We start from the raw sequence: 13,599 nt of genomic DNA, 5'->3' as shown, positions 1-13,599 counted from the left end.
GCTAGCGTGGATTCAAAGGCCGTAAGGATCTGTACCCATGAAATTCCATTGCACCCTCGTCCACTGTCCAGGGGCCGGGCTGCCGGACGAACCACTGGAACTCACCATCGAGGCTCCCGAAGGCACCCCCGGCGCCCACATTCAAAGGCAACTGACGCGCCAGTTCGCTGCCGGAGGCGTCTCAGTCAGCGGCAAGGACCTTCACTCCCTCAGCGTGGGTGATCCACCTTTAGTTAACGGCGCAGTTCTGATGGAAGCCGCCTCCCTGCCGGGCGAACGCAAATTACGACGGCGGGCGCCCGCCGATGATGCCCGCCTCGCCCTTGCCGTCCACAGCGGTGTCGGCGCAGGCACTGTCGTGCCGTTACGCCGCGGCTCGTACTCCATAGGCCGGAGTGGTACCCGAATTGTCATCCCCGACCCGGAGCTCTCGCGGGAACATGCCCGCCTCGATGTTACTGACACAAACATCATGATCATCGACCTGGACAGCGTCAACGGCATTCACGTCGACGGCGAGCGCGTCCGGAATGCAGTTGTCTCCACGGACTCGGTTATCCGCTGCGGGAACACAACGATGTCGCTGGTTCTGATGGATCTGCCCGAACGTGCACTTTCCGACGCCGGGAAATCGACGCGTCAGCCCATCGAGGTCGCCGGCCGGACGGAGACAGGCAACCGGGCCATGCTCATCCTGGCGGCGGTCCTTCCGCTGCTGATCGGGGTGGGACTTGCCTTTGTAACAGGGATGTGGATGTTCCTCGCCTTCTCAGCTGCCTCGGCCGTCTCCGTCCTGGTGCCCCTGGCCACCGGGCGGCGCCAGCGCCACGACCTTGCCAAAGCTGTTGCAGCCGCCGTGGACGAAGACCGGGAACGGCGACGGCGGGCCGGCCCGTCGCTGGCGCGCCTGGTATTGGCCGCGCGCCAGAACCAAGGCAGCCGGAAACCAGGGGGCCAACCGGAGGTGGACTTCGACGCCGACGACGAAGGGAGCGGCGTTTGGCTCCGGCTCGGGGAAACCCCCCAACCGGCGAACGTGAAAGTTGAGCCGGCATCCCCGTCCGTCAGTATTCCGTCCGCCGGCACCGTGCCCGTCGCATTGGATCCTGGCATCCCCAGGACAACGTTCAGTGGTCCGGCAGCCGTGGCGGACGGCCTGGCCCGTTCCCTCGTGATGCAGCTGGCCGGCTACCCCAGGGGCCGCAGCACCCGTATCCTCATCGTGGGCGAAGCAGCCCGTCTTCCTCTGGCGGCACGGTATCTGCCGGGGACAACTCTCACCACCTCCCACGGCAGGGCACGGGAGATTCTGCGCGAGGGCTTTGGCCCCGCACATCACCGCGGCGTCCTCATCCTGCTGGGAGCCTCGAAGGCAGAAGACGACGACGCGACGTCGGCTACGGGGGCGGATTTTGCCTGGCAGGTCCTTCAGTTCGCCCCGGCTGCCAGCGGGAATGCCAGCGCCTCCGCAGTGCAGCTTGCCGAGAGGGCATCCATCCTTCGGAGCACGACAAGCGACCTTGTTTTCGTCCCGGATCTGGCCCCCGCGGAGGTGTTCACCGACTTCTGCAGAAGGCTTGCCGGACCACCCGGCTTGCCGGACAAAGGACTTAGGACTGTCCCAGGCTCCTGCTCACTTCGGGACCTGATGCCGCTCACACCGGACAGCACTGCCGCCCGGTGGAATGCGAGCGCCGATACCTCCGCGCTGGATGTTCCCCTGGGGGCCTGTGGAGCCGGAACGCAGACCCTTGACCTCAACGCAGACGGCCCCCATCTGCTGGTAGCGGGCACCACAGGATCGGGCAAATCAGAACTGCTCCGCACCCTCACCCTGGCGCTGGCCCTCACCCACCCGCCCGACCGGGTGAACTTCCTCTTCATTGACTTCAAGGGCGGGTCCGGGCTGGGCCCCTTGACCAAACTCGTCCACTGCGTCGGCCTGCTGACGGATCTGTCCACGTACGAACTCGAACGGACCCTGGCCTCGCTGAGGGCGGAGATCAGGTTGCGCGAGGAAGCGCTGGCTGCCGCCCGTGTGCCGGATCTGAACGCATATCGCTCCACCGGGGCATCCCTCAGCTTCACGCTCCCCCATCTGGTCATCGTCATCGATGAGTTTCGGATGCTCGTTGATGAAGCACCTGAAGCGCTCCGGGAACTGATGCGGATCGCAGCCATCGGCCGCTCGCTGGGGATCCACCTGGTCATGGCCACTCAGCGCCCGCAGGGGGCCGTCACGGCCGATATCCGGGCCAACGTCACCTCCAGCATTGCCCTCAGGGTGCAATCGGACATGGAGTCCCGCGACATCATCAACACTAAGGACGCAGCCGGCATCAGCGTGGGCACTCCGGGACGGGCCTTTCTGGCGCGGGGTACTGAAGCTCCGCAGGAGTTCCAAGCCGCGGCGATCCAGCTTTCCCCTGCCGGAGCCGGGCAGGCGGAGAGCGTGACAGTACAACTCGCCGTCGACTGCCTTACGCCAAACAGAACCAGAGGTGCAGGCGGTGAAGACGATGGGCACCGGCAGGTCGGGCAGCAAACACCCGCCCAGGCTGCCCATCCCCTGGTGGCGATGGTGCAGGATCTCTGGGACGCCCGCAAGGGACCGGCACCCCGCTTGCCGGTGGCCGCTCCCCTGCCTTCGAACCTGCCGGTCCAAGAAGGAACTGCGTCGGCAGTCCACCCAGGAACCAGGAAGGAATGGCTGATGGAACTCGGGCTGATGGATCTGCCCGAACAGCAGGAGGTGGTTCCCTTGGAATGGAAGCCTGCGGGGCACAGCCACCTGGCACTCATCGGTGGTCCGTCGTCCGGCGCGCTGGAAGCTCTTGAACTCACCGTCACCCGGCTGGTTCACCACCCGGTGGAAGCACACGGCTACCTGCTGGACGCGGGAGGCACTTTCCTTGGCCAGGCAGCCTCCGGACGAATCGGAGCGCACGTGGGCCCGCATGAACTGAGGCGGGCTGTCCGGGTGCTGGAGCGCCTGAAACTGGAGATGGCCCGTCGGCTGAGTAACGGTGGCCCGAACAGCAAAGTGCCGCTGGTACTCGCTGTATCCGGGTGGGGAACGTGGATGTCGGCGCTGCGGGCAGGACCCCTCGCCTGGGCCGAAGACCTCGTCCAGGACCTTGTCCGTGACGGCAATCGGGCCGGCATTGTGGTGATAGTTCAGGGTGACAGGGAACTTGTCAGTTCCCGGACGTTCGCTGCGCTGCCGAACCGGCTCTACTTCCCGGCCGGGTCTAACCCGGACAGCCGCATAGCGTGGCCCCGGATGCCGGCAACAGCATCTGTCAAGGGACGAGCCGTGGCTTTCGGCCCCGTCGCCGGCGGCGGCCCCGCCATTTGCCAGTTGTACACCCCGGACCCTCAAACCTCGTTCAACCCCGGACCCGTCCCAGCAAAGGCGCCCACAGAAAGTCCCTTCCGCATCGAACCACTTCCGGCGCTGGTTCCGGCAACCAGGATCAGATCGACCACCACGAGCACTGCGGCCGGTTCCCTCGAATCTCCAAGGGAGCCCAGATCCGCGGGAGCCAGCGGGTCAAACAAGGGCCAACACCTGCTGATTGGCGTTGGCGGGGATGAACTCGAGCCGGCGGGCATCAGCCTGCAGGCCGGGGGCGTGCTCACAGTCCTGGGCGGGTCCGGCTCCGGGAAAACCAATTTCCTGCGGGCTTTGCCGCTGATGAATCCGGCAGGCGGCCCATGGCTCTGGTCCGGAGACGGCAGCGACACCGCTTACTTCTGGCAGCAATCCCTGGCAACTGCAGCGGTGGGCGGGCTTCAACGGGGGACGGTGGCGCTGGTGGACGATGCCGATCTCCTGCCCGCGGAAACCCTCGAGCACGTGTCGCAGTTGAACGCGCTGGGCTGCGCGGTGGTGCTGACGGCCAACTACAGCCCGCTGCTCCTGCAGCGCCTGCCGCTGGTGATGAAGTCCCGCATGTCCGGCACGGGAGTGCTCCTGGCACCACGTTCACTGCAGGATGGCGATATCTTTGGCATCAGGTTCGAAGTGGAGGCCAACCCGCCACCTGGCAGAGGGGTACGGACCTTCCGCGGCGGGGCATCGAGCATCCAAGTGGGCTGGGCGGGCGCCGACGACCCATAAAGTACTGTCGCCGGCACACCAGGCCCGTACCAAAAGTGCGGAAAAAGCCGCTCAGAGGGCCGGCGTCGAACTGCCCGTCCGGGAAGCGAACTTGATGAGCTTGTTCTGGAACAACAGCACAATGGCGGTGACCGCGGGAACCAGCATCGCCAGCCCGGCCAGCGGAAGGCCGGCACTCATTGTGGGGAAGCCGATGGTCAGAACGAACAACTGGGCCACCAGGGCCGCGGCCCTGGTCCAGCGGTAGCCCCGGTAGAGGAAAACCGAAACCGCGTACAGCCACGCCGAGAATGCCAGCAGCAGCCCAAGCGTGAACACGGCGCCCCAGAAAGAAAGCACGGGGCTGCCGGACGCCAGCTCGTAGCCGTACCACGCGGCCGCGGCGAGCAGGGCGGTTGCCTCAGCGGCGACAATCAGCGCCACGATGAGCACGGAACGCGGGCGGGGCGGGCCAGCGGGCTGCTCCGGCCCTGGCCCCTGTGATGGAGTCCGCGGGTCTGCAGGGTTTTCCGGAGGTCTTGACACACTGGCACCCTACCGGACATAGTCGGACAGTGGTGAGGCCCAGTACCACCACTGTGATGCATCGCTCAGCGTTCCGGGGATTTCAAGCCTTATTACCCCTTGTTTACACAGCGTTAACATGACAGGCTTGACTCAGATGACCAACGGGGCCCTGCCGGGCCCCTTTCCTTTGTAGCTACTAGTGAATAATTTCACAAAGGGCACTTCCCAGAAATGGAGCAACTGATCAGCATGGATTGGCGTAACCGCGCAGCGTGCCTCGAAAAGGACCCGGAACTGTTTTTCCCCGTTGGAAACACGGGCCCGGCACTCCTGCAGATCGAGGAAGCCAAAAGCGTCTGCCGCCGGTGTCCGGTAGTGGACACATGCCTGCAGTGGGCTCTCGAGTCGGGCCAGGACGCCGGCGTATGGGGCGGCATGAGCGAAGACGAGCGCCGCGCCCTGAAGCGCCGGGCAGCCCGCGCCCGCCGGGCCTCCTGATTCGTACAGGAACAGCACTGCCGGCTGAATAGAGCTATAAGAGAAGGCCCTGGCCGCAACCCGCAAGGTTTGCCGCCAGGGCCTTCTTGTTGTGGACCGCTATTTGGCCGGCAGGATCAACCGGATCTGGACGGCAGTGCCGCCACCTTCACGTGGAAGCCATTGGATGCTCCCGCCCAACTCGCTGGTGACCAGCGTGCGTACGATCTGCAGGCCAAGACCCTCCACGTGGGGTGTGTCAGGAAGGCCCACCCCGTCGTCGGCAATCGTCACGGTGAGCTCCTCGCCGTCGTCCCCTTCGGACCGGTCGGCAAGCAGCCAGACTGTTCCCGCCCGCCCTTCCAGGCCGTGCTCCACAGCATTGGTGACCAGTTCATTGATCACCAGCGCCAGCGGAGTGGCAAAATCACTCGGCAACTCTCCGAACAGGCCGGAACGCTCGGTCCGGACCTGCTGCGACGGTGAAGCCACTTCAGCGGAAAGCCGGAACTGCCGCCCGATCAGTTCGTCAAAGTCCACGCTCTGAGTGAGGCCCTGGGACAGGGTCTCGTGAACCAGCGCAATGGTTGCCACCCGGCGCATCGCCTGCTCGAGCCCCTGTTTTGCTTCGTCGCTCACCATCCGGCGGGACTGCATCCGCAGCAGTGCGGCGACGGTCTGCAGGTTGTTTTTGACGCGGTGGTGGATCTCGCGGATCGTGGCATCCTTGGTCACGAGTTCCATCTCGCGCCGCCGGAGTTCGGACACGTCGCGGCAGAGGACCAGCGCGCCGAAGCGCTGCTGCTCATCACGCAGTGGAATTGCCCGCAGTGACAGGCTCACGCCGCGGGACTCGATCTCACTGCGCCACGGCATCCGCCCGGTGACTACCAGGGGCAGGGTTTCGTCCACCATCCGGCGGTCCTTCAGCAGGCTGGCAGTGACCTCGGCCAGCGAGCGTCCCTCCAGCGATTCCCCGTCCCCAAGGCGGCGGAAAGCAGACACACCGTTGGGGCTCGCGTACTGCACCACACCCTCGGCGTCCAGCCTGATGAGCCCGTCACCCACACGGGGAGCACCGCGGCGGGAACCCGTGGGTGACGCGAAGTCCGGCCAAAGCCCCAGGGTGCCCATCCGCAGCAGGTCGTAAGCGCACTGCCGGTACGTCAGTTCCAGCCGCGAAGGCATGCGCGAACTCGACAGGTCCATGTGCGTGGTGACAACGGCCAGGGTGCGCCCGTTCCGGACCATGGGCACAGCCTCAACGCGGAGCGCCATCTCGCTGCTCCAGTTGGTTTCACTGGAGCGTTCGATGGAGCGGCTGTTCCAGGCCTTGTCCACCAGCGGCTGGAGGTCCGAGCGGATGGGTTCGCCCACGAAGTCACCGTGGAACACGGTATGTGTGGTGGATGGCCGGACGTGCGCCAGCGCCACATACCCGTGGTCAGGGTGGGGGAACCACAGCGCCAGGTCCGCGAACGCCAGGTCCGCGACCATCTGCCAGTCCCCCACCAGGAGGTGCAGCCATTCGGCATCGCCCGGCCCGAAATCAGCGTGTTCCCTGATAGGGTCCGTAAAGATTGCCACTGCACCTCCATTTGCGACGCAGCACAGGCTAGCGTCGGACGATTGACCTCAAGAGCCTCAATGCTACCGACAGTGAAGCCATATCGTCGGCCTCGAGGGCATTGACCTCATCGAACATGCTCTTCGCCCGGCCGAGCTGCTCCGCGTTCTGCGCTTCCCAGTCCTTGAGCCGCGCCTCCGGTGAGTCGCCGGCCGCGGTGGCGTCCAGCACCGCCGTCGTCATGTCCGAAACTGTGGAGTACAGGTCATCGCGCAAGGCCGCCCTGGCCAGGGCCTGCCACCGGTCCTGCCGCGGCAGGCTGCTGATCCGCTCCAGAAGCGAATCCGCGTGGAACCGGTTGAAAACGGTGTAATAGACCGCCGCGATCTCCTCCACCGGATTCTTGCGCGCCCGCGCGATCTTCGCGATGTCCAGCAGGACAAAGCTCTCGAAGAGCTCCGCCCACCGCAGGGCCAGCCCTTCGGGAAGCTCCCACTCGCGCGCCGTCTCAAGCCAGCCAGCTACCCTGTCCCGGTCGTCGCCGCGCAGGTAGTCCAGCAGGCGGGCCCGCATCGGGTCGACGAGGGGCTTGAATTCCTCCACAACGTCGGCAATGGGCTGGTTCACGCTGCCCTGTCCCAGCAGCCACCGGACGGCCCGGTCAAGCAGCCGCCTGATGTCCAGGTGGACCGTGCTCCAGTGCTCAGTGGGGAACGACGCCGGCAGGCTGTTCAGTTCCTCGACCATCGCGTCCAGCTCGTAAACCTCGCGCAGGGCGACGAAGGCCTTCGCCACAGCAACTTCCGAGGCCGAGGTCTCTTCCATAGTCCGGAAGGCGAAGGTGATACCACCAAGGTTGATCATGTCGTTCGCCACCACCGTGGCGATGATTTCGCGGCGCAGCGGATGTGTGTCCAGCTCCGCGTCGAAGCGATCGCGCAGCTGCTCCGGGAAGTAGGCGCGCAGCGTCTTCCGGAACCACGGGTCGTCAGCGAGGTCGCTGTCCCGCAGCGCGGAGGCCAGTTCAATCTTGGCGTAGGCGGCCAGCACCGACAGCTCCGGCGAGGTCAGGCCCTGGCCCTGCTGCAGCCGTTCCTGCAGCTCCGCCGTGGTGGGCAGCGCCTCAAGCTCCCGGTTCAGGTCAGCCTTCTTCTCCAGCCAGTCCATCAGGCGTTCGTAGCTCGGGCTCCACTCGGCCACCCGGGTACGGTCGTTCAGCAGCAGGATGTTCTGGTCGATGTTGTCCTCAAGGACGAGGCGGCCCACCTCGTCGGTCATCGAGGCAAGGAAACCGGGGCGCTCTTCGGCGGACAGCTTTCCGGCAGCCACCATCCGGTCCACGAAGATCTTGATATTGACCTCATGGTCCGAGCAGTCGACGCCGGCAGAGTTATCGATGGCATCCGTGTTAAGGATGACTCCCTGCAATGCAGCCTCAATTCGGCCACGCTGCGTCATGCCAAGGTTTCCGCCTTCGCCCACGACCTTGACGCGCAGGTCCTTTCCGTCCACCCGGATCGCATCGTTGGCCTTGTCACCCACTGAGGCGTTGGTTTCAGTGCTCGCCTTGACGTAGGTTCCGATGCCGCCGTTGTACAGCAGGTCCGCAGGCGCCAGCAGGATGGCGCGGAGGAGTTCGGGCGGGCTGAGTTCGGTGGTGTCCGCCGGCAGTCCCAGGGCAGACCGGACCTGGGCCGACACCGGAATCGACTTCGCCTGGCGCGGGAACACGCCGCCGCCTTCGCTGATGAGGGACTTGTTGTAGTCGTCCCACGAAGACCTGGGCAGTTCGAACAACCGCTGCCGCTCCACAAACGAGGTCTCCTCGTCCGGGTTGGGGTCGAGGAAGACGTGGCGGTGGTCAAAGGCCGCAACCAGCCGGATATGGCGGGAAAGGAGCATGCCGTTGCCGAACACGTCGCCGGACATGTCCCCCACCCCCACCACGCTGAACGGCTGCGTCTGCGTGTCCAGGTCAAGCTCGCTGAAGTGGCGCTTCACAGATTCCCAGGCGCCCCGGGCGGTGATGCCCATGGCCTTGTGGTCGTATCCCACCGATCCGCCGGATGCAAACGCATCCCCGAGCCAGAACCCGTATTCGGCGGCCAGCCCGTTGGCGATGTCCGAGAAGGTTGCGGTTCCCTTGTCGGCCGCCACCACGAGGTAGGAATCGTCGCCGTCGTGACGTACAACGTCCGACGGCGGGACGAGCCGCTCGCGGCCGCCCTCCGTCAGGAGGTTGTCGGTGAGGTCGAGCAGGCCACGGATGAACGTCTTGTAGCTTTCGATGCCTTCGGCCATCCAGGCGGAGCGGTCCACTGAGGGATCCGGGAGCTGCTTGGCGAAGAAACCGCCCTTGGCACCGGTGGGCACGATGACCGCGTTCTTCACCGTCTGGGCCTTCACCAGGCCCAGGACTTCGGTGCGGAAATCTTCACGCCGGTCGGACCAGCGCAGGCCGCCGCGGGCAACCTTGCCGAACCGGAGATGGACGCCCTCGACGCGGGGGGCGTAGACCCAGATTTCGAACATGGGGCGCGGGAAGGGCAGCCCCTTGATCTGTGCCGGATCCAGCTTGAAGCTCAGGTGCGGCTTGTACTGGTAGAAGTTGGTCCGGAGTGTTGATTCGATCAGGTTGAGGAAGGTCCGCAGGACGCGGTCCGCATCCAGGGTGGCCACTTTTTCGATGGCCTCGGCCAGTTCTGCACGCACCGATGCCTGGGCCTCAGCCCGCTGGTCCTCGCTCAGCGATGGATCGAAGCGGGCGGCGAACAGAGCGCTGAGGCCCCTGGTCACGTCCGGGTTCGCGAGCAGCGTGTCCGCCATAAAGCCGAAGGAATTGGTGTTGCCCATCTGGCGCATGTACCGGGCGTAGGCGCGCAGCACCGTGATCTGGCGCCACTGCAGTCCCTCCCGGAGGACCAGCCTGTCAAAAGCGTCGGACTCGGCAGCGCCGGTCACGGCGGCACCGAACGAATCGGCCAGCAGCTCGTTGGTGGCCAGGGGGTCAACCCCCGCCGGGTACTTCAGGCCGAGGTCATAGAGGAAGAAGTCGCGGCGGTCCGCCGTCTCGATCTCGAACGGGCGCTCGTCGAGCACCTCCAGGCCAAGGTTGTGGAAGAAGGGCAGGATCTGGCTCAGGCTCTTTGGCTCAAGCATGTAGAGCTTGACCCGGGCGTCCTCCTCCAGCGTCGCCCCCGCACCTTCGGGCAGGTAGACGTGAACGCCGGGGCGTTCCTGCTTCGCTCCTGCCGTCCGTTCCGCGGCTGCACCATATTTTTCGAAGCGGGCGATGTCTTCAAGGGCGTCCTCAACTTCATAGTCCACCCGGTAACTTGCCGGGAAGGCTTCGGACCAGATGGCTGCAAGCTCCTTGGCCTCAGCGACGTCCCGGCCTTCGCGCAAAACTTCGGCGATGCCCTCACTCCAGGAGCGGGCGGCCAACACGAGCCGTTTTTCCAGTTCCTCTGTGTTCACATGGCTGACGTCGGCGCCCTTGGGCAGGCGGATGCGGAAGAAGAGCCTGGCGAGGGCAGATTCCGTCATCCGCGCCTCGTAGTCGATGGACACGGCCTGGAAGGTTTCGCGCAGTTCCTGCTCGATGCGGAGCCGGACATTCGTGGTGTATCTGTCCCTGGGAAGGTAGACCACAGCGGACATAAAGCGTCCGTAAATATCGGGCCGCAGGAAAAGCCGGGTGCGCCGGCGCTCCTGCAGTTTCTGGATGCCCAGGGCCGTGGCGGCGAGGTCCGGGACCTCGATCTGGAAGAGTTCGTCCCGGGGATAGGTTTCCAGGATGCCCAGGAGGTCTTTGCCCGAGTGCGAGTCCGGCGGGAAGCCGGCGCTGTTCAGGACGGCGTCGACCTTTTCGCGGACGATGGGGATGTTGCGGACGGAGCCGGTGTAGGCGCTGGTGGCGAAAAGGCCGATAAAGCGCTGCTCACCGTTGACGTTGCCCGCCGCATCGAAACTCTTGATGCCGATGTAGTCGAGGTATGCGGAACGGTGGACGGTGGACCGCGAGTTGGCCTTCGTGATGACAAGGGCACGCTTTTCGCGGGCTTTCTTCCTGCCGGTGTCCGTCAGGTGCTGGATATGGGGTGAATCCGCGGCTGCGCGCAGCAGTCCCAGGCCGCTGTCTTCGCGCAGTTCCAGGACGTCTTCCCCGTCAACATTGAGCAGGTCGTATTCCCGGTAGCCCAGGAAAGTGAAGTTGCCGTCGTCGAGCCAGTGCAGGAGGTCCTTCGCCTGGCGCAGCTCGGCAATCTGGGCAGGGTTGGCCACCTTGTCCAAATTCTCGGCAATTTCGATCGCCTTCTGGCGCATCTTGGGCCAGTCTTCGACCGCCGCCCGGACATCGTTGAGAACCCGGCGCAGGCCTTCCAGCAGCGAGTCCTTCGCTTCATCGGAGACACGGTTGATCTCGACGGCAATCCACGACTCCATGTACGAGGCGTTTTCACCCTGGGCGATGAGGTGGGACAGGCTGGGCATGGCAGCGGTGTCACCGCTGGAGATGCCGATATGGGAGGGAACCTTATTAACCTTCACCAGCGCGCCGGTTTCCCTGTTGCGGGCGGCTACGAACAGGGGGTGGACCACCAGCCTGATGGCCGCGTGCTGGCGGACCAGCTCTGCGTTGACTGAATCGACGAGGAAGGGCATGTCGTCGGTGACAACGAAGACCACGCTGCTGTCTTCCTCATCTTCGATGGAGATGTTCGCCTGACCGGGTTTCCGGACGGAAGCGGCGCTGCGGTGCCTTTCCGCCCGGGCGGTCAGCACGTCCCCGGTGTAACTCCGGGCGTCCTCTTCGGCCAGGTGCTCATAGTAGTCCCCGAGAAAGCCTTCATGGCCCTCAATGGAAAGGGGCTGATCCTCCACGCTGGATCCAGACGACATCGACAAACGCCTCCATCACAAGTCTTCGCTGCATCGTTGCAGCTCTTACGGCGAGCCTAGTCTTTTAGTTTCCGCCTTGCTGTGGAAGAAAATACAGAGGTTTTCAATTTTTGCTGGGCAGGTGCACAAACGAGGCTGGCGATGGCGCGGCGAAGCGGAGACTCCGGGGCAGCCTCCAGCAGCAGGGAGCCTCCGAGCAGCGCCGCGTCCGCCGCCGCTGCGTCGTCCGGCAGGAAGGCTTTGAGTTCCGACGCCGGGCCGTACCGTGCCCAGGCATCCTGCAGTTGGCGCTCCGGGCCCCGGCCCACGGAGGACGAGCGGACTTTGTTCATGACCACGACTGGCGCGGCCTGCGGCACTGCGGCCTCAAGCTCTGCGAGGCCGCGGACAAGGCGGGGCACTCCCACGGGGTCGGCGGCTCCCACCGCGTAGACAGTGTCGGCCAGCTCCAGCGAACGAAGGGTGGCTGCATTGCGCCGCGGAGCCATCGTGTCAAAACTCAGTTCCTCGTCAGCCTCCAAGCAGAAACCGGTGTCCACCACAACAACCTCGGCAATCTGGCGTGCACGTTCAAGCACCAAGGCAAGGGCCGGTGCCCGCAGTTCGGTCCAGCGATCGGCGCGCGTGATACCGGTGAGTACGCGGAAAGAACCGAGTTTTGTGGCAACCGGACTCGCCACCCTCTTCAAGGCGGCAGTGTCCAGCAGGCCCTGGTCCGCAAGCCTGCAGGCCTGGGCGAGGCCCGCGGATTCATCCATCAGGCCCAGCACCGCGGCAATGCTCGCCCCATAACTGTCCGCATCCACAAGGAGGACGCTTTTGCCTTCTGCGGCCAGTTCCCCGGCAATATTCGCCGCAACGGTTGTCCGGCCCGGTGATCCTGCCGGTCCCCAGACCGCGATGATCTGCCCGGGACCCCGCTCGTCAGGACTATTCGCAGATTCCACTTCAATGGGGGTGAGGGCCGCCCCGGGATCGGCCGGAGAACTCCGGTGGGCTCCGCGGGGTCCGCCCCCGGTGAGCAGTGCCACCGCCTCGGCAATCCTGTCCGAGAGCACCGCCGATTCAACCCCGGTGAGGGCTGAAGCCACCCCTATTCCCCGCAGCCTGGCGGCTTCCTCGGCAGAGTCGGTCAGTGCGATGACGGCTACACCCACAGCCCCGAGGCGGTCGACGAGGGACGCGGTCAGATCCTCGGAGCCGTCCGCCACTACCGCAGCCCGCGCGAGTCCGCTCTGGCAAGCTGCCAGCAGCTCGGTAAGTTCCGTACATCTCCGTACTACTGTCACGGGCCCATGCAGGCGTTCCAGCCCGCCGACCAGGTCCTCGCGGCTCTGGCCAACGGTGACGACGGGAATGCTCATCGAGTGCCGCCCCCCGGATTCCAGACCACGGAGATCTTCGCTTCATTGGCCTGCGCACCGAGCAGGGCAGGCATCTGCGCGTCCTCGACGAGCACCATCAGCACGGTGGTACGGGACGACCCCAGCGCAGTTGTACCTTCGGTGACCTCGGCAATCTCAGCGCCGGGCAGCAGAAGTTTCGGTTCGCTGAATCCATTACGTGCGTCAGGCTGGGCCACCCAGACATCAACCCTGGCGCCCGGGACCGCCTGGGCAGGCAGCGCTTCCTCGATGGCCAGGGCAACAGGCTTGCGGTCAAGCTCGTCCACCGCGCCCAGGCTGGCCTTGGGCACCAGCTGGTCCTTGCCGATTCTTTGTACGGCCACAACGCCGTCCGGCAGCCCCGACTCGGCCGTAATGTACTGGGACTCCACCTCACCCAGCCTGACCTTGGCCCGCACTACGTTCTCAGACGTGAGCTTTTCACCCACGGAGATGCCGTCCCGGGCAGCATAGACCTCTGTGGTCCGGTCTGCGCTCCCCACCAGGAAAACGACGCCGGCCACGGATGCCAGCACCAGGAGGACACCTACCAACAGGCGGGGATCCTTCCAGGAAGGTCTTTTCAACCTGGCCGCCGTGGCAGATGACTCAGGAACCATTACTTTTTCTCCCCCCGA

The 13,599-nt window shown here is 65.1% G+C and carries 7 protein-coding genes; 2 read left to right on the top strand and 5 right to left on the bottom strand.

The window, feature by feature from the left end; genetic code table 11:
* Positions 1-37 precede the first annotated feature (37 nt).
* Positions 38-4,123, top strand: coding sequence for an FtsK/SpoIIIE domain-containing protein (locus AC3A4Z_RS05860; protein WP_498710689.1), 4,086 nt, complete (start codon positions 38-40; stop codon positions 4,121-4,123).
* 51 nt (positions 4,124-4,174) lie between these two features.
* Here AC3A4Z_RS05860 and AC3A4Z_RS05855 read toward each other — a convergent pair whose 3' ends face one another.
* Entirely contained in the window at positions 4,175-4,555 is a 381-nt protein-coding gene (locus AC3A4Z_RS05855; protein WP_498710784.1) for a hypothetical protein, read from the bottom strand.
* Between the two features lie 324 nt (positions 4,556-4,879).
* Here AC3A4Z_RS05855 and AC3A4Z_RS05850 point away from each other — a divergent pair, with 324 nt between their 5' ends.
* Positions 4,880-5,128 carry a WhiB family transcriptional regulator gene (locus AC3A4Z_RS05850; RefSeq protein WP_015937605.1) on the top strand — a complete coding sequence of 83 codons (249 nt, stop codon included), beginning with the start codon at positions 4,880-4,882 and terminating at the stop codon, positions 5,126-5,128.
* Between the two features lie 99 nt (positions 5,129-5,227).
* Here the strand turns inward: AC3A4Z_RS05850 and AC3A4Z_RS05845 are convergent, their stop codons facing one another.
* The 4 genes from AC3A4Z_RS05845 to AC3A4Z_RS05830 are packed head-to-tail and all read right to left on the bottom strand — an operon-like array spanning position 5,228 to position 13,581.
* Positions 5,228-6,694 carry a histidine kinase N-terminal domain-containing protein gene (locus tag AC3A4Z_RS05845; protein WP_493970020.1) on the bottom strand — a complete coding sequence of 489 codons (1,467 nt, stop codon included), beginning with the start codon at positions 6,692-6,694 and terminating at the stop codon, positions 5,228-5,230.
* 28 nt (positions 6,695-6,722) lie between these two features.
* Positions 6,723-11,576, bottom strand: a complete 4,854-nt coding sequence (locus AC3A4Z_RS05840; RefSeq protein WP_498710687.1) for an NAD-glutamate dehydrogenase — start codon at positions 11,574-11,576, stop codon at positions 6,723-6,725.
* A gap of 56 nt (positions 11,577-11,632) precedes the next feature.
* On the bottom strand, positions 11,633-12,940 hold the full coding sequence (locus tag AC3A4Z_RS05835) for a CpaE/TadZ family protein (RefSeq protein WP_498710686.1): 1,308 nt from the start codon (positions 12,938-12,940) through the stop codon (positions 11,633-11,635).
* Complete coding sequence (locus AC3A4Z_RS05830) at positions 12,937-13,581, bottom strand: hypothetical protein (RefSeq protein WP_498710685.1); 645 nt, start codon at positions 13,579-13,581, stop codon at positions 12,937-12,939. Before AC3A4Z_RS05830 ends, AC3A4Z_RS05835 begins: the two co-directional genes overlap by 4 nt.
* Between the last annotated feature and the right edge of the window lie 18 nt (positions 13,582-13,599).

Source organism: Arthrobacter sp. Soil_C_49, from assembly GCF_057656635.1.
Note: the sequence above shows the minus strand (reverse complement) of the source record. Positions and strands in the feature narration are given on the sequence as shown.